This is a genomic window from Mesorhizobium sp. KACC 23794 (genome assembly GCF_052180275.1).
Lineage (GTDB): Bacteria > Pseudomonadota > Alphaproteobacteria > Rhizobiales > Rhizobiaceae > Kumtagia.
The window spans coordinates 6,728,352-6,743,413 of record NZ_CP197465.1 but is presented as its reverse complement, the minus strand read 5'-3'; the positions used below and the strand labels follow the sequence as shown (position 1 = coordinate 6,743,413).

Genomic DNA, 15,062 nt, shown 5'->3' with positions numbered 1-15,062 from the left:
GAGAACGCTCATGGGTACGCTCGACCAGGCTGAAACCGCTCCGGTCCCCCTTGCCGCGCAACGCCGCCGCAACCTGCCGGCAGGCGCCGCGCTCGGCTGGCTGGGAGAAGGCTGGCGCGATCTGTGGAACCGTCCGGCGCCAAGCCTCGTCTACGGACTCGCGGTCTTCGCAGTATCGCTCGCCATCATCTGGGGTCTGTTCGCGCTGGGACTGGACTATATCCTGTTCCCGGCGCTGGCCGGCTTCATGGTTGTCGGGCCGCTCATCGCGATTGGCCTCTACCAGAAGAGCAGGGACATCGAGGCCGGCCAGCCCGTCAGCCTTGGCCGCATGGTGTTCGTCCAGGCGGCTTCCGGCGCGCAGGTCTGGTTCACTGGCGCGATCCTGTGCCTGCTGATGCTGGTGTGGATGCGCGCCGCCGTGATCATCTACGCGCTGTTCTTCGGACTCAGGCCATTTCCGGGACTCGACCGCGTTTTCTCCATGCTGCTGACGACGCCCGAGGGCTGGGGCATGCTCGTCGTCGGCACGGCCGCCGGGGGATTGTTCGCGGCCTTCTCCTTCGCCATCAGCACCTTCGCCGTGCCGATGCTGCTGGACGAGAAGACCGATGCGTTCACCGCCATGGGCACGAGCATCTCGCTCGTATGGAACAATTTGCCGGTGATGCTCGCCTGGGGCGCGATCGTGCTGGCGCTGTTCGTCGTGAGCGTGGCGACGGGGCTTCTTGGCCTGATCGTCGTGTTTCCGCTGCTCGGCCATGCGACATGGCACAGTTGCAGGGCCATCAGGTGACCTGCTGCGCACCCGGCGCGGAGGTTGCTGCCGAGATCGGCAGGCCGCCATCGCGTGAGGAGACTTTTCTCGCCAGCCGCGATCTGGGCGACGGGCTGCGCCAGTCGGACCTCTCCGTTCCCGGTGTTCATTGCGCAGCCTGTATCCGCAACGTGGAGAGCGCGCTCTCGCGCCTGCCCTCAGTCGAACATGCGCGCGTCAACCTCTCCACCAAGCGTGTCGCGGTCAAATGGCGAGGCGACGCAGCGCCGCCGATTGCCGAGACTCTCGCCGGCATAGGCTATCCGGCGCATCTGTTTGACGCCGGCGACGACAAGACGGATCCTGAACTCTCCCGGCTCGTGCGCGCTCTGGCGGTCGCCGGCTTCGCGGCCATGAACATCATGCTTCTGTCCGTGTCGGTCTGGTCGGGGGCCGAAGCCGAGACGCGGCAAGCCTTCCACTGGATCTCGGCGGCGCTCGCCCTGGTCTGCCTGCTCTATTCCGGCCGTATCTTCTTTCTTTCGGCATGGGGTGTGCTTCGTCGCGGGCGCACCAACATGGACGTGCCGATCTCCATCGGTGTCCTGCTCGCCTTCGGCCTCAGCCTCTACGACACGATCCACAATGGCCGGCATGCCTATTTCGACGCGGCGACATCGCTCATTTTCTTCCTTCTCATCGGTCGCACGCTCGATCATCTCATGCGCGAAAAGGCACGCACCGCTGTCCGAGCCCTAGTCCGGCTGGGGCCGCGCGGCGCGGTCGTGCTGCGCGCCAATGGTAGCCGAGACTTCTTGCCGGTGGCCGAGATCGAACCGGGCATGCGGATCGCCCTTTCAGCCGGCGACCGCGTTCCGGTCGACGGCGTCGTCGAGGAGGGGGCGTCCGATCTCGACTGCGCCATCGCCACCGGCGAAAGCGCACCGCAACGCGCCGGCATCGGTTCGACAGTGACCGCCGGCACGCTCAACCTGACCAGCCCGCTGGTGATCGCGGCGACGGCACGCGCCGACGGCTCGTTCCTTGCAGAAATGATCCGTCTCATGGAGGCGGCCGAAGGCGGGCGCGCGCATTACCGGCGGCTGGCCGACCGCGCCGCGCAGCTCTATTCGCCGGTCGTCCACGCCACCGCTTTCCTGACCTTCCTCGGCTGGATTGCGGCGACCGGCGACTGGCACCGCGCCATCACCATCGCTATCGCGGTTCTCATCATCACCTGCCCTTGCGCGCTGGGTCTGGCCGTGCCGATCGTGCAGGTGGTCGCGGCGCGCCGGCTGTTCGAGAACGGTATCATGGTCAAGGACGGGTCGGGCATCGAGCGGCTGGCCGAGATCGATACTGTCGTCTTCGACAAGACGGGAACACTGACGCGGGGCCAGCCGCGTTTGGCCGGTGTGGACAGCGCGGAGCCGGACGCGCTCGCCATCGCCGCTGAGCTTGGCCGTCATTCCAACCATCCCTTGTCTCGCGCTCTTGCATCGGCAAGCGGCGACGCGTCGGCAGCGCGGTTCTCCGATGTCGCCGAGCAGGCGGGATTGGGCATCGAGGCCAGGGCAGGGGACGCAACCTATCGTCTCGGCCGTGCCGAATGGGCCCTGGCCGAGGGCGACATGCAGACCGTGGGTGGCACGGTGCTTTCCCGCGACGGAGAGCTCGTCGCCCGCTTCAGCTTCGAGGATACACCGCGCCGCGATGCGCGGATGGCTGTCGAGGCTCTGCGCGAGGCCGGCTTGAAGATGCTGATCCTGTCCGGCGACGGTATCGGGGCGGTGTCGGAGACAGCGCGGCGGCTCGGCATCGGCGACTTTGCTGCAAGGCTCCTGCCGGCGGACAAGGTCGCTCATCTCGCCGGTCTCTCGGGACGGGGTCATAAGACACTGATGGTTGGTGACGGGCTGAACGACGCTCCCGCGCTCGCTGCCGCCCATGTGTCGATAGCCCCGGCCAGCGCCGCCGATATCGGGCGCAATGCCGCGGACTTCGTGTTCCTGCATGAAAGCCTCGACGCCGTGCCGTTCGCCTACGGAGTGGCGCGTGAAGCGGGCCGGCTCGTGCGGCAGAACTTCGCGCTGGCGATCCTCTACAATGCGATCGCACTTCCCGTCGCCATCGGCGGCTACGTCACGCCGCTGATCGCCGCGCTCGCCATGTCGGTGTCTTCGATCATCGTCGTCGCCAATGCCTTGCGGCTGAAGACGGGCAGGCCACCGGAAAGGACTATTGCCGGAGTTTCACCGCACCCGGTGCCGGCCGAATGAGCAGTCTTGTCTTCCTGGTTCCTCTCGCCCTGCTTCTGGGAGGGGCAGCTCTGGGCGCCTTCCTGTGGAGCTTTCGGAGCGGGCAATATGACGACCTCGAGGGAGCTGCTGAGCGGATATTGCTCGACGACGAGGATAAGGAATAGCGCTGCCAACAAGGTTGAATCAGCGTGAAGCGCGAGCTGGGTCGATATGTTCGCTCAGGCTGAGCAGTTCATCGCCGGTGATGTTATTGCCGCCGTCGATAATCGCACGCCACGCGATTTTGCCGCATCGCACAGTGAGGCGGCACTGTCCCGCGTCGCCGTCAGTTCCCGTTTCGACGAGGCTAGTGACGAGCCCGATGCTCATGCGCCGCTGAAGTTTGCACGGATCGAGGCAAGCCGCCGCGAGAGAACTCGGGATCGACGAAGAGGTTGCCTCTCGGTTCCGTCGCGACTTTCTGTCAAGCTCGTCAGAGGCATGAACGTTCATCCATCTCCGAGGAGTTCTTCTGTTCAAAGGCCGTCATTTCGACCCAATCTGTGATCCTGCTGTGCGTAAGCTGGTATCAGGCTTACAATCTCAGCCCTGCGGGATCTGGAGGAGATGTTGGCCGAACGCGGCATCGGCATCGACCATTCCAACATGCATCGCCGGAAAGTTCACCTTGCTCCGCTGCTTCTCGAGCGGTTCAACCGACGAAACCGCGCGGTCCCCGGCATCTAAGCTCCACGTTTGCGACACAACCTCGTGTCTTCCTCCCGTTGCAGATTTGGTGGTTGCCCGGCGTCCGTCATCCCGAGCCCCGGACATCGATCATGGCCTTGATCAGGCCGTTTTTTTCATGTGCCCAGAGTGCGATGTCGCGCGGGCTGTCGCGCAGTGTCGTGCGATGCGTGACAAGCCGGTCGACCGGTATCTTGCCCGCGCGGATCGAGGCGACGACGTGCTCGAAATCGGCGTTTGTGGCGTTGCGGCTGCCGATCAGCATCATTTCCCGTTTGTGGAATTCCGGGTCCGAGAAGGAGATGTCGTCCTGGACGACGCTGACCATGACCATGACGCCGCCATGCGCGACATAAACGAAGGCAGCCTGCATCGAGCGGCTGTTCCCCGTTGCGTCGTAGACGATGTCGAAACCCGCGCCCGCGGTTGCCTCCGATACTTTTTCGGCAGCGAGCCCCGCAAATCCGTCGATGACCTGGAAACCGAGCTGCCCGGCGGCAAAGGCCAGCCGTTCGGCGCTTACATCCATGATGGTCACCTGCTGCGCCGCGATTCGCGCGAACAGCGCGGTGCCGAGACCTATCGGCCCGGCGCCGACAACCAGCGCACGGCCCTCTCCGATTGCCATCGATCTGCGCACCGCGTGAGCACCTATCGCCAGGAACTCGACCGTCGCCGCCTCGGCCGGCGACAGGCCGTCGGCGGGCAGCAGGTTCGCCACCGGAATCAGTATCTGCTCGCACATCGCCCCGTCGCGATGCACGCCGAGCACCTGGATCGAAACACAGCAATTCGGCTTTCCATTCCGGCATGCCACGCATGTTCCGCAGGACAAATAGGGGTTGATGATGACCTCCTGTCCGACCGAAACGCCGGCGGGTCCGTTGGTCTCGGCAACGGTGCCCGAGACCTCGTGGCCCATGACGCGCGGGTAGGCGAGGAACGGATGCTTGCCTTCGAAGATGTGATAGTCGGTGCCGCAGATCCCGACATGGGCGACGTCGATCAGCGCCCAGCCCTCCTGCGGGCTGCCGGGCGCGGGCCGGGTGGCGAACTCAAGCTCTCCCGGAGCGACGCACCGGACAGATTTCATGTTGGCGTTCATGGAGGCGGAGTCGCTCCTGCGATGCATTGGTTGTCGAGCCAACCGGCCCGGCGGCTGCGGCGCCGGGCCGGTTGGTGAGCTATTCGAAGTCCTTGACGTTGGCCGCCGTCACCAGGCCGGCGCCGGTGTCGACATTGGCCTCCACCTTCTCGCCCCTGATCGCCTTGACGACCGTGTCGATCCCGAGTTCGCCCATCTTGGCGGGGTACTGCGCGACGGTCGCATCCTCGACCCCGGACTTGATCGCCTCCAGCTCTCCGCAGCACGCATCGAAGCCGACGAGTATGAACTTGTCGTTGGCGATGCCGGCGTTGGTGATGGCCTGCGCGGCACCCGCCGCAGGCGGACCGCATGCGGAATAGATCGCCTTGAGGTCGGGATTGGCGGTCAGGATGTCCTCGGCGACCGAGGTGCCGAGTTCCTGCGTGCAGTTCGTGGCGCCCTTGCCGACGATCTCCACCTTCATGCCGCCCAGGCCTTCCTTCATGCCGTTGACGCGGTCGTCGAGCGCCGGAACGCCCGGCACGCCTTCGAGGATGCCGATCTTGTCGCCATCCTTCAGGACGGTCTTCAGATATTCCCCGGCAATGCGACCGCCATTGAGGTTGTTCGTCGACACCAGCGCCGTCTGGCCTTTCCAGCCGGGAATGCTGTTGTCGATCAGCACCACCTTGACGCCCGCCGCGACAGCCTTGTCGAGCGCCGGCGCCACGGTCGGATCGACGGGCGTGATGGCGATGCCCTGCACGCCCTGGGTGACCATAGATTCGATCAGGGCGATCTGCCCCTCGATGTCGGTGGCCGACTGCCCCTGGCCGATGACCAACTCGACATTGTTGTCAGCCGCGTATCTCTTCGCGGCGTCCTCGATCGTCGAAAAGAACGGAACCGGAAACTTCGTAATCAGGCCGACCTTGAGCTTGTCAGCGGCGAATGAAGGCGACGCGAGTGCTATTCCGGCCGCCAAGCCTCCCCAAAATGCATGTCTCAGTTTCATATTCACCTCCCTGGATAATGGCCCGCCTTCCGATGGAAGCCGTGTCGGCCAGTTGCGCGCGCGGACGCGCAATCCCTTCAGGCTCAGGCTCCGACGATCATCGCAACCAGATCCTGCGTGTTGTTGCTGTTCGGTGTGAGTTCGCCGACCTTCCGTCCCTGCCGCAGCACCATGGCGCGGTCGGCGAGTTCGACGACATGTTCCATGTTGTGGGTGATCAGGATCACCGCGTTGCCCTGGTCGCGCAGCGTCGCGACGAGATTGAGCACCTGCCGCGATTCCCGCAGGCCGAGCGCCGCCGTTGGCTCGTCGAGGATCACCACCTTGCGGGCGAATACCGTGGAGCGCGCGACGGCGATCGCCTGGCGCTGGCCGCCCGACATCTTGGCCACCACAACATCCAGCTTGGGCAGCGTCACCTTGAGCCGGCTTATGACCTGCCTGGCCTCGGCATCCATGGTTCGCTTGCTGAGGAAGCGCAGCCCGCGCGGCAGCCATGCCGGGCCAGCGATCTCGCGGCCTGCGAAGAAGTTCTGCGCCGGCGTCAGATTGTCGAAGAGGGCGAGGTCCTGATAGACCGTCTCGATGCCTGCAAACCGGGCGTCGGCGGGCGAGCGTATCGCGGTCTCGAGTCCGTCGAGCTGGATCGAGCCGGAATCCAGATGGTGCAGCCCGCTGATGCATTTGATGAGCGTCGACTTGCCGGCGCCGTTGTCGCCGAGCAGCGCCAGGATCTCGCCGCGCCGCACCTCCAGATCGACGCCGTCGAGGGCGAGCACCGAGCCAAAACGCTTGACGGCGCCGTGCACCGACAGGACCGGCCTTTCGGCCGCGGACGCAAGCTGCTGAGCGGCGGCGCTCATTGCGTCCTCCCCGCCTGGGCGACCCGGACGCGGCCCTCCAGATAGTTGCGCAGCACGTCGGATTCGACTGCGATCACGATGACGACGCCGATGACGATGAGTTGGAAGAAGATGTCGACGTTGAGCAGGTTGAGCGCGTTGCGGATGACGCCGATCATGATGGCGCCGATGACCGCGTGGCCGAGATGGCCACGCCCGCCAAGGAAGCTCGCGCCGCCGATGATGACGGCCGCGATGGTGTCGAGTTCGAGCAGGTTGCCGAACAGCGGCGATCCGGCATCGGTGCGGCCCGCGAGGATGACCGCGCCGATGCCGGCGCAGGTGCCCGAGATCACATAAGTCGACACGAGGACCCAGTTGACCGGGATGCCCATCGCCATGGCCGCTTCCGGCCGCCCGCCAACCGCGTAGATCCAGCGCCCCCATACCATCGTCCTGGTGAGGACCAGGAGCAGCAGGCCGACGCCGATGACCACGAAAACCGAGCCGGGCAGGCCCCAGACGGCGTTGCGGCCGAGCGCCCGAATGGCTTCCGGCATGCCCGGAATGGCGCGGCCGTCGGCGAGTTGCAATGCGATGCCTTTGCAAATGCTAAGCGTCGCCAGCGTGATGATGAATGGATGGGGCAGTCGCCCAAAGACGTAGAAGAGCCCGTTCACCGTGCCGACGAGCGCACCGGATACGATCATCGCGATGATGACGGCGGTCGCGGAGCCGCCAGCCTGAAACAACAGCGCGCCCACGACAGAAGCCAGCGCAAGGTTCGATCCGACGGACAGGTCAATACCGCGCGTCAGGATGACGAGATGCTGGCCCATCGCCACTACGGTGATGACTGCCGTCTGCGCCAGGATGTTGCTGACGTTGCGCGGTGTGAGAAAGACCGGGGACAGAAAGCTCAGAACGATGATCAGGGCGATCAGGATGAGCGCTGGGCCAATCCCAAGCAGCTTCAATCCGAGGTCGAGACCGGAATAGGAGCCATACGCGACACTCCGTGACGGCACGGGCGCCTTCATGCCTGCTCCAGCGCTTTCTCCAGCGTCGGACAAATTCTCTCCCCCGCCGAATCCAAAGGTTTCAGCGCCACAACACGTTTCTTGTCATTGCTTTCTATCGATAAAAGACAACGTTCAAAGTATTTGCGTCAAGTTGTTTTTTATGCATAAAAGTCTTTAGAAAAAGACACCATCGAGTCACCCTTATGAAACCGGATACCGTCTACAAGAGTGCGCTCAACGCGACCTTGCAATTGCTCGGCAACGGCGAGTTTGCTGCCGGACTACCTTCGGAGAATCTGCTGCGGGGCAAGATCGGCGTCAGCCGCACCACGGTGCGCAAGGTGCTGCGAGAACTCACGAGGCGCGGCATTGTTGTTCAAGAGGACGGCACAAACATTCCTGGCCGTCCGGTCGGTAAGGACGATCTCTATAGCGAACCGGAAACGACATCGCGGAATGAGCATGTCGAACAGCAGTTCATGGAGTGGATGCTGCGTGGCGGCATCAAGCCGGGCACACTGATCAACGAGTTGGAGCTTGCCCGACTGTTCGGTGTAGCGACCAATGGCATTCGGGAGTTTCTGATACGATTCAGCCGTTTCGGCCTCGTCGAGAAGAAGAGGAATTCAGGCTGGCTCTTCGAGGGATTTACCGAGGACTTCGCGCTGGAGCTGTTCGAGATACGCGTGATGTTTGAGCTGCGATCCGCGCACCTCTTTGCTGGATTGCCACGGGAATCGCTCCTGTGGGGGCGCCTTGATGCGCTGAAGCACCAGCATATTGACCTGTTGGAGAACATCGAGGTGCGCTACCACGACTTTTCAAGCCTCGATAACCGCTTCCATCGGCTGGTAAACGAAAGCTCGCCAAACCGGTTCATCGACGATTTTTCCGATATCATCACCCTGATCTTCCACTACCACTACCAGTGGAACAAGGCCGATGAGAAGGAGCGCAACAAGGCGGCCATCATGGAGCACCTGGCCTATATTGAAGCGCTCCAGTCCAGAAACCGTCGCTTGATCGAATCCGCGTGCCGAAAGCACTTGCGATCGGCGCGCAACACCCTCTTGCGATCGCTGGCGAAATGATTGGGCGCCAGTTTGGGCGTCCGTGGAGCTTCTTCCAGCACTCAAGTCGATTTGTTCGCGGACCTTCGAGGCTGCAAACTGTCTAAGCGGCCCTTCTAGTCGCTGTCACGGACAACGAGTTCCAGCGGCCAGACCTCGCGTATGATCTTCGTGCCCTCGGGCCCCGCGAAAGCGGGCATGAAGGCAAGGAGCATCTCGCCCATCCGCCGGCCGAGCGGCTCCAGCGCTGGGCGGAAGGCGGTGAGCGGCGGCGAGTAATAGCGGCAGAGTGCTGTGTCGACGATGACGACTACCGCCACGTCCTTGCCTGGCTCCAGCCCCATCTCGACCAGGGCGCGGCAACCGCCGAGCGCCATCGCATCATTGTTGAAAATGATCGCTGTCGGCGGGTTTTTGGCTCGCATGAGGTCTGGCGTCACCGCGTAGCCGCCGGACTCGTTGATGGCACCGGCTGCTGTCAATTGGGAATCAAAATCGATGCCATGCCGCTTCAGCGCCTTGCGGTAGCCCGCCATGAAGAGATAGCCGAAATTCAGATTGTGCGACGGGCGGACGGCTGCGATCCGTGTGTGGCCCCGCGAGGCGAGGCGATCCACCGCATCGGACCCCGCCTTCTCGAAGTCGAGGTCGAGCGACGGATAGGACCGGCCGCCGGACTGGCTGCGACCGAGCGTAGCGAAAGGGAAGCCGACCTCGGTCAAATAGTCGATGCGCTCATCCTCGCGGCGGGTCGCGGCGAGCACGACGGCATCGGCGCGGCGCGTTTCCACCACGCGCCGCAGGCGCTCCTGCTGGTAGTCGCCAGGCGCGCCCATCACGACCATCAGGTCGAGTCCGTGTTCGGCAAGCTTCGCCTGCAAGCCAGTGAGGAACGGAATGAAGAACGGCTCGCCATATTGCTGATCGCCCGGATGCGGCTGCAACATGAAGGCAATCGACTGGGTGGCGCCCCGGCGGAGGTTGCGCCCCGACTGGTTCGGCGAGTAGTTCAACTTGCGCGCAGCATCGAGCACGCGTTGCCGCGTTTCAGCGTTGACATCCGCGCGGCCGTTCAGCGCGCGCGAAACCGTACCGATCGAAATGTTCAGGTGTCGCGCAAGATCGTGAATGCTGGACGCCAAAGGTAAAACTCCTCGGATTCCGGCTATCATTCGCGGAGGTTCCGGCCAAGTCGATTTTATGCGACCGCGCAAAAACCGATTGACATTCTGCGCCATGGGGTGTGTTGTCGTAAACGTTTACGGAAAAACGTTTACGGAACGCCGTGAATGGCGGCCTGGAGGGGCCGCGCGGGAGGAGCGTTGGGATGATGAATGTCGTCCTCGTTGGCTGCGGAGCCATGAGCAAGGCCTGGCTCGATGCCGCCAGAGAAGTTCCCGGAATAGCTGTCGTCGGCTTGGTCGATCTCGACGCCGATCGGGCGGAAGCGCGTGCGCGTGAATATGAACTCGACGGCGTCGTCGTCGGCACGAACCTCGACGCGGTGCTCGACCGGACAAAGCCACAGGCGGTGTTCGATGTGGTCGTGCCAGCGGCGCGGCGCGAAGTGGCGTTCTCAGCGCTCTCGCACAACTGCCACCTTCTCACCGAGAAGCCGCTCGCCGACAGTCCGGAGAACGCCCGCGCCATCGTCGACCGCGCGCGGCAGGCGGGCCGTGTTCACGCCGTCGTGCAGAACCGCCGCTACGTGCCCAATGTCCGGCGTATCCGGCGCTTTCTCGATTCCGGCGCGATTGGCGCGCCGACCAGCATCCATGCCGATTTCTTTGTCGCGCCGCATTTTGGCGGTTTCCGCGAGGAGATGCGCCACGTGCTGCTGCTCGATATGGCGATCCACACCTTCGACGCCGCACGATACATGGTGAACGGCGACCCGAAGCGCGCCTTCTGCCTCGAATGGGAGCCCGCCAATTCCTGGTACACGCAGGGCTCGTCGGCGACCGCTGTTTTCGAGTTCGGCGGCGGCAAGGTTTTCACCTATCGCGGAAGCTGGTGCGCCGACGGTTTTCGCTCGAGCTGGGAGGCCGGCTGGCGCATCATTGGCGAGCGCGGCTGCCTCGTCTGGGACGGTTTCGACGGGTTAAAAGCTGAGGTCGCTACGCGCGAGCGCGAAGGTCTCTTCGACCACCTGGAGCCGATCACCGTGCCGCCGCTCAACGAGAGCGACCGCGTCGGCGGCCATCTCGGTGTGATCCAGGATTTCGCCCGCGCCGTCGAAAGCGGCACCGAGCCCGAAACGCGGGGCGCCGACAACATCAAGAGCCTCGGCATGGTCTTCGCCGCGATCGAAAGTGCGGAGACCGGGCGCCGAGTCGACATTTCTGAGGACATATGACCCATGCCGAACCCGCTTCTCGACATCCGGATCGGCACGATGGTGCGGGCCAATCTCGACGACCCGGCCGCCTATGTGCGACAGATCCTGCCGCTCGGCTTCGAGAGCGTCCAGCCCTTTTTCTGGCAGACGCTTGGCGGCAAGGATTTGTCCCGGCTCGCCGGGGAGCTGCGCGAGGCGATCGGCGATGCCGACGTTATCATCAGCTCCATCGGTGTGTTCGGCAACCCCTTGGAGAACGGCGGCAGCGACCGCGAGGTGCTGGCGGCCTGGGAAACAGTCATCGACAACGCGCATTTGTTCGGCACCGACACCGTCAGCGGCTTCACCGGCCGCGTCCGCGGCAAGCCGCTCACCGACAGCCTGCCACGCTTCCGCGAGGTCTGGGGCAGGCTCGCCAAACGCGCGGCGGACAAAGGCGTGCGGATCGCCTTCGAGAACTGCGCGATGGACGGCAATTGGGCGACCGGCGACTGGAACATCGCGCACAACCCGGACGCCTGGGAACTGATGTTCAACGAACTGCCGGACGACAATCTCGGCCTCGAATGGGAGCCCTGCCATCAACTCGTCTATCTGATCGACCCGATTCCGCAGATCCGCAAATGGGCGCCGAAGTTCTTCCACGTGCACGGCAAGGACGCGACGGTGCGCTGGGACGTGGTGCGCGAGCACGGCGTCTTCGGCAAGCATCCGTTCGTGCAGATGCGCACACCGGGCTTCGGCGATAGCGACTGGACGCGTGTGATCAGCGAACTGAGGCTCGCCGGCTATCGCGGCGAGATCGACATCGAAGGCTGGCACGACCCGGTCTATCGCGGCGATCTCGAGATCACCGGGCAGGTACGGTCGCTGCGCTACCTGAAGGACTGCCGCGGCGGAGGAGAATTCGTGGCCAATCCAGCTTGAGCCCTCGCATGGCGAGGAAGAAAGGGAGGAAATGCAATGAAAATCGGAATGGGAAGGACTTTGCGGCGCCCGGCCTTGGCAGCGGCCGCCATGGGAATCCTCGCCACCCTGGGGACGTTGCCGGCGCAAGCGCTCGACAACAAATGGTGTAAGGACGTGCACATCCGCTTCTTCGTCGGCGGCGCGGAAGGCGATGCGTTCGGCACCATCGTCTACAACGGCGCAAAGCAGGCGGAGGCCGATCTCGGACCGAAGGTCGACTACATCTTCTCCCAATGGGACGTCGAGAAGATGGTGCAGCAACTGCGCGAAGCCGTCGCGGTGAAGCCGCAGGGCATTGCAATGATGGGTCATCCGGGCGACGCCGCCATCATGCCGCTCGCCGAGCAGGCGCATAAGGACGGCATCAAGATGATGTACCAGAACGTGCCGGTGCCTACGGTCGTCGCCGCGTTCGGCGGCGGCTACGTCGGCGCACAGCAGCAGCAGCAGGGTCGCGCGCTGGGCGCGGAGGCATTCAAGCTCGCTGGGCTGAAATCCGGCGACAAGGCAATCATGATCGGCCCGTTCGAGAACGAGAACCGCGGCGCGCGCGAGCGCGGCACTGTCGCGGCGCTCGAGGAAGCCGGCGTCACCGTGATAAAACTCTCCTCGCCGCCAAGTGGCGAATGGGCATCCGACCCCAACCTCGCAATTCCAGTAATCACCGCGGCACTTCTCAACAATCCCGACGTCAAGGCAGTCGGCTATCCAGGCGGACAGATGCTCGGCAACGTGCCGACCTACATGCAGGCGGCCGGCCGCAAGGCGGGCGACATCTTCAATTTCGGCTTCGACACCAGCCCGCAGATCGTAGAAGGTTTCAAGGGCGGCTGGGTGCAGCTTACCGCCGACCAGCAGCCCTTCCTGCAAGGCTATCTGCCGATTGCCAGCCTATGTCAGCAGATCGTGCTGGGCCTCGCGCCGATCAATGTCGATACGGGTGCTGGCTTCGTCACGCCGCAGAACTACGAGATCGTCGCGGAGCTTGCGAAGCAAGCGCTACGCTGATCGCGTCCTCCCAGGCCGGCCGGACAAAATCCCGGCTGGCAGTCTTTCACGAGGTCTGCCATGGGCGAACGACTGATCGAACTGCGTGACATCACCAAGTCCTACGGCAACGTTTACGCGCTTGGCGGTGTCAATCTGACCGTCGACCGTGGCGAGGTGGTCGGCCTGATCGGCGACAATGGCGCCGGCAAGTCGACGCTGATCAAAATCCTGTCGGGCGTGGTCAAGCCGACCAGCGGCGAGATTCTCATCCGCGGCAAGGCCGTGACGGGCTGGAATGCAGCACGCTCGCGCGAGGCCGGCATCGAGACGGTGTTTCAGGACAGGGCGCTCGCCGTCCAGCAGACCATCGTGCGTAATATCTTCATGGGCCGCGAACTCAGCGGCTTCATGGGCTGGCTGAAGGTGCGCAAGGAAATCAGCGAAGCGAGCCGGCTCATGCGCGAGATCGGCTTTACCTCGAAAGTGTTCACACCGCAGTCGATCGTCGGCCAGCTTTCGGGCGGCGAGCGCCAGGGCGTGGCGATAGCGCGCGCCATCTACAAGCAGGCGGATCTGATCGTGCTCGACGAGCCAACGACCGCGCTGTCGCTGACCGAGACCGCCAAGGTGTTCCACTTCGTGCGGCAGGTGAAGACAAGCGGCCGGTCGATCCTGTTCATCGGCCACAACATCCATCACGTCTTCGACATTGCCGACCGTTTTGTCGTGCTCGATCGCGGCAAGGTTGCGCTCGCCGCGGACCGGAAGGAAGTGAAGTCGGCCGAGCAACTGATCCGTTTCATGGAAGACGTCGCGCATCCCGGCGGCCTTGTCGGGTTGCACGATGCACAGAACACGGAGCACGCCGCACCATGAGCAACATCGCCGAATCCGGTCGTCCGGCCAGCCTACCCGTGAACTCTGCTGCCGATGTGGAATGGAAGCATCCATCGGAAAGCCTGTTGCGCGGTTTCGTCCTCGACAATCGCGCCGCACTCGGCACACTCGCGGTCTTCATCGTGATGATGGCGATCTTCATCATTGCCAACCCGACGGTATTCACCACCTGGTATCTCTACAGCTCGGTGCTCACCACCCTGCCCGTCGCGCTTTTCGTCGTCGTGCCGCTGGTGTTCGTCGTCACCTCAGGTGAAATCGACCTGTCGTTTCCGGCGACAATGGGATTTGCGTCATGGGTTTTCGCGCTGGTGGTACAGGCCGGCTACGATCCGTTCCTCGGCATCATCGCGGCGATCGTCACCGGCACAGTGCTCGGCTTCCTCGTCGGCTCGCTGGTCGTCTATGCCGGGTTGTCGTCGCTGATCGCCACGCTCGGCATGAATTTTTTGCTGCGTGGCCTGATTCAGATCATCAATGAAGGCAGGTCGACCGCGCTCACCTCGCTCAATGAGAGCTGGGCCTACACGATCTTCTCAAGCCAGGTCTGGGGAATCCCGGTGCAGATCTTCTGGGAGCTGGCCTTCGTCGTCTTCGGGGCGCTGCTCTTCAACCGCCACCGCTTTGGTGCGCAGGTGAAGATCGTCGGCGACAACCCCGACAGCGCCCAGCAGATGGGCATCGACGTCAAGCGCGTGCGGGTGAAGGTTTTTGTCTTTGTCGGCATAGGTGCCGCCATCGCCGGCACCTTTTCGACGATGATCAACTTCACCTGGTGGCCGACCTCCGGCGACGGCTATCTGCTGCCGGTGCTGGCATCGGTGTTCGTCGGCGGCACGCCGACCTGGGGCGGTGTCGGCACCGTGGTTGGCGGTGCGATCGGCGCGGTCACTGTTTCCTTTATTCAAACCGGCGTCGTGGCTGCGGGCTTGAGTGGCTTCTATGTGCAGTTTTTCAATGGGCTGATCATCATCCTGTCGCTGCTCGGACACAGGTGGAACCAAGCGCGATTTCGCTGAAGAGCATGTATGGAAAACTCGAGTCCTCAACAACGATGGATTTTAGAGGCGCTGATCAGCATTACAATT

15 protein-coding genes and 1 pseudogene are annotated in these 15,062 nt (G+C 63.5%); 10 read left to right on the top strand and 6 right to left on the bottom strand.

Translation table 11 applies throughout. The features are described 5' to 3' along the window. Positions 1 to 10: 10 nt before the first annotated feature. The 3 genes from ACSBOB_RS32670 to ccoS are packed head-to-tail and all read left to right on the top strand — an operon-like array spanning position 11 to position 3,182. The gene (locus tag ACSBOB_RS32670) at positions 11 to 796 is read left to right on the top strand and encodes a DUF2189 domain-containing protein (protein ID WP_442580157.1); all 786 of its coding nucleotides are present in this window, start codon (positions 11 to 13) and stop codon (positions 794 to 796) included. Further along, positions 793 to 3,036, top strand: coding sequence for a cation-translocating P-type ATPase (locus ACSBOB_RS32665; RefSeq protein WP_442583908.1), 2,244 nt, complete (start codon positions 793 to 795; stop codon positions 3,034 to 3,036). Before ACSBOB_RS32670 ends, ACSBOB_RS32665 begins: the two co-directional genes overlap by 4 nt. After that, entirely contained in the window at positions 3,033 to 3,182 is a 150-nt protein-coding gene (ccoS, locus tag ACSBOB_RS32660; RefSeq protein ID WP_442580156.1) for a cbb3-type cytochrome oxidase assembly protein CcoS, read from the top strand. Before ACSBOB_RS32665 ends, ccoS begins: the two co-directional genes overlap by 4 nt. A 19-nt stretch (positions 3,183 to 3,201) precedes the next feature. Here the strand turns inward: ccoS and ACSBOB_RS32655 are convergent, their stop codons facing one another. Then, positions 3,202 to 3,387: a DUF6522 family protein gene (locus ACSBOB_RS32655; protein ID WP_442580155.1), complete on the bottom strand. Its 186-nt coding sequence runs from the start codon at positions 3,385 to 3,387 to the stop codon at positions 3,202 to 3,204. Positions 3,388 to 3,529: 142 nt separating this feature from the next. Between ACSBOB_RS32655 and ACSBOB_RS32650 the strand changes: the two are divergent. Next, a pseudogene (locus ACSBOB_RS32650) lies at positions 3,530 to 3,738 on the top strand (IS6 family transposase); the annotation flags it as partial. Between the two features lie 73 nt (positions 3,739 to 3,811). Here the strand turns inward: ACSBOB_RS32650 and ACSBOB_RS32645 are convergent. The 4 genes from ACSBOB_RS32645 to ACSBOB_RS32630 form a co-directional block, all read right to left on the bottom strand. Beyond that, positions 3,812 to 4,837, bottom strand: a complete 1,026-nt coding sequence (locus ACSBOB_RS32645; RefSeq protein ID WP_442580154.1) for a zinc-binding alcohol dehydrogenase family protein — start codon at positions 4,835 to 4,837, stop codon at positions 3,812 to 3,814. A gap of 91 nt (positions 4,838 to 4,928) precedes the next feature. Next, positions 4,929 to 5,846 (bottom strand): sugar ABC transporter substrate-binding protein, encoded by a 918-nt coding sequence (locus tag ACSBOB_RS32640; RefSeq protein WP_442580153.1) that lies wholly within the window; start codon positions 5,844 to 5,846, stop codon positions 4,929 to 4,931. A gap of 83 nt (positions 5,847 to 5,929) precedes the next feature. Continuing rightward, on the bottom strand, positions 5,930 to 6,709 hold the full coding sequence (locus tag ACSBOB_RS32635) for an ATP-binding cassette domain-containing protein (protein WP_442580152.1): 780 nt from the start codon (positions 6,707 to 6,709) through the stop codon (positions 5,930 to 5,932). Further along, the gene (locus ACSBOB_RS32630; RefSeq protein WP_442580151.1) at positions 6,706 to 7,728 is read right to left on the bottom strand and encodes an ABC transporter permease; all 1,023 of its coding nucleotides are present in this window, start codon (positions 7,726 to 7,728) and stop codon (positions 6,706 to 6,708) included. The genes ACSBOB_RS32635 and ACSBOB_RS32630 overlap by 4 nt, the downstream gene beginning before the upstream one ends. 185 nt (positions 7,729 to 7,913) lie before the next feature. Between ACSBOB_RS32630 and ACSBOB_RS32625 the strand changes: the two genes are divergently transcribed. Continuing rightward, on the top strand, positions 7,914 to 8,801 hold the full coding sequence (locus ACSBOB_RS32625; RefSeq protein ID WP_442580150.1) for a GntR family transcriptional regulator: 888 nt from the start codon (positions 7,914 to 7,916) through the stop codon (positions 8,799 to 8,801). Positions 8,802 to 8,896: 95 nt separating this feature from the next. Here the strand turns inward: ACSBOB_RS32625 and ACSBOB_RS32620 are convergent, their stop codons facing one another. After that, on the bottom strand, positions 8,897 to 9,922 hold the full coding sequence (locus tag ACSBOB_RS32620) for a LacI family DNA-binding transcriptional regulator (protein ID WP_442580149.1): 1,026 nt from the start codon (positions 9,920 to 9,922) through the stop codon (positions 8,897 to 8,899). Positions 9,923 to 10,107: 185 nt separating this feature from the next. On the opposite strand from ACSBOB_RS32620, the gene ACSBOB_RS32615 reads away from it, so the two are divergent. The 5 genes from ACSBOB_RS32615 to ACSBOB_RS32595 are packed head-to-tail and all read left to right on the top strand — an operon-like array spanning position 10,108 to position 14,993. After that, the gene (locus ACSBOB_RS32615; protein ID WP_442580148.1) at positions 10,108 to 11,136 is read left to right on the top strand and encodes a Gfo/Idh/MocA family protein; all 1,029 of its coding nucleotides are present in this window, start codon (positions 10,108 to 10,110) and stop codon (positions 11,134 to 11,136) included. 3 nt (positions 11,137 to 11,139) lie between these two features. Next, a complete protein-coding gene (locus tag ACSBOB_RS32610) occupies positions 11,140 to 12,045 on the top strand; it encodes a sugar phosphate isomerase/epimerase family protein (RefSeq protein ID WP_442580147.1) in 906 nt (301 codons plus the stop codon). 36 nt (positions 12,046 to 12,081) lie between these two features. Continuing rightward, positions 12,082 to 13,095, top strand: coding sequence for a substrate-binding domain-containing protein (locus tag ACSBOB_RS32605; RefSeq protein ID WP_442580146.1), 1,014 nt, complete (start codon positions 12,082 to 12,084; stop codon positions 13,093 to 13,095). A gap of 60 nt (positions 13,096 to 13,155) precedes the next feature. Further along, positions 13,156 to 13,953 carry an ATP-binding cassette domain-containing protein gene (locus ACSBOB_RS32600; protein WP_442580145.1) on the top strand — a complete coding sequence of 266 codons (798 nt, stop codon included), beginning with the start codon at positions 13,156 to 13,158 and terminating at the stop codon, positions 13,951 to 13,953. Then, on the top strand, positions 13,950 to 14,993 hold the full coding sequence (locus ACSBOB_RS32595; RefSeq protein WP_442580144.1) for an ABC transporter permease: 1,044 nt from the start codon (positions 13,950 to 13,952) through the stop codon (positions 14,991 to 14,993). The genes ACSBOB_RS32600 and ACSBOB_RS32595 overlap by 4 nt, the downstream gene beginning before the upstream one ends. Positions 14,994 to 15,062 lie beyond the last annotated feature (69 nt).

Bases quoted from the DNA above. Each gene is read 5' to 3' on its own strand.
- ACSBOB_RS32670 (WP_442580157.1), top strand. From the start codon at position 11: ATGGGTACGCTCGACCAGGCTGAAACCGCTCCGGTCCCCCTTGCCGCG.
- ccoS (WP_442580156.1), top strand. From the start codon at position 3,033: ATGAGCAGTCTTGTCTTCCTGGTTCCTCTCGCCCTGCTTCTGGGAGGG.
- ACSBOB_RS32655 (WP_442580155.1), bottom strand. From the start codon at position 3,387: ATGAGCATCGGGCTCGTCACTAGCCTCGTCGAAACGGGAACTGACGGC.
- ACSBOB_RS32645 (WP_442580154.1), bottom strand. From the start codon at position 4,837: ATGAAATCTGTCCGGTGCGTCGCTCCGGGAGAGCTTGAGTTCGCCACC.
- ACSBOB_RS32640 (WP_442580153.1), bottom strand. From the start codon at position 5,846: ATGAAACTGAGACATGCATTTTGGGGAGGCTTGGCGGCCGGAATAGCA.
- ACSBOB_RS32635 (WP_442580152.1), bottom strand. From the start codon at position 6,709: ATGAGCGCCGCCGCTCAGCAGCTTGCGTCCGCGGCCGAAAGGCCGGTC.
- ACSBOB_RS32630 (WP_442580151.1), bottom strand. From the start codon at position 7,728: ATGAAGGCGCCCGTGCCGTCACGGAGTGTCGCGTATGGCTCCTATTCC.
- ACSBOB_RS32625 (WP_442580150.1), top strand. From the start codon at position 7,914: ATGAAACCGGATACCGTCTACAAGAGTGCGCTCAACGCGACCTTGCAA.
- ACSBOB_RS32615 (WP_442580148.1), top strand. From the start codon at position 10,108: ATGATGAATGTCGTCCTCGTTGGCTGCGGAGCCATGAGCAAGGCCTGG.
- ACSBOB_RS32610 (WP_442580147.1), top strand. From the start codon at position 11,140: ATGCCGAACCCGCTTCTCGACATCCGGATCGGCACGATGGTGCGGGCC.
- ACSBOB_RS32605 (WP_442580146.1), top strand. From the start codon at position 12,082: ATGAAAATCGGAATGGGAAGGACTTTGCGGCGCCCGGCCTTGGCAGCG.
- ACSBOB_RS32600 (WP_442580145.1), top strand. From the start codon at position 13,156: ATGGGCGAACGACTGATCGAACTGCGTGACATCACCAAGTCCTACGGC.
- ACSBOB_RS32595 (WP_442580144.1), top strand. From the start codon at position 13,950: ATGAGCAACATCGCCGAATCCGGTCGTCCGGCCAGCCTACCCGTGAAC.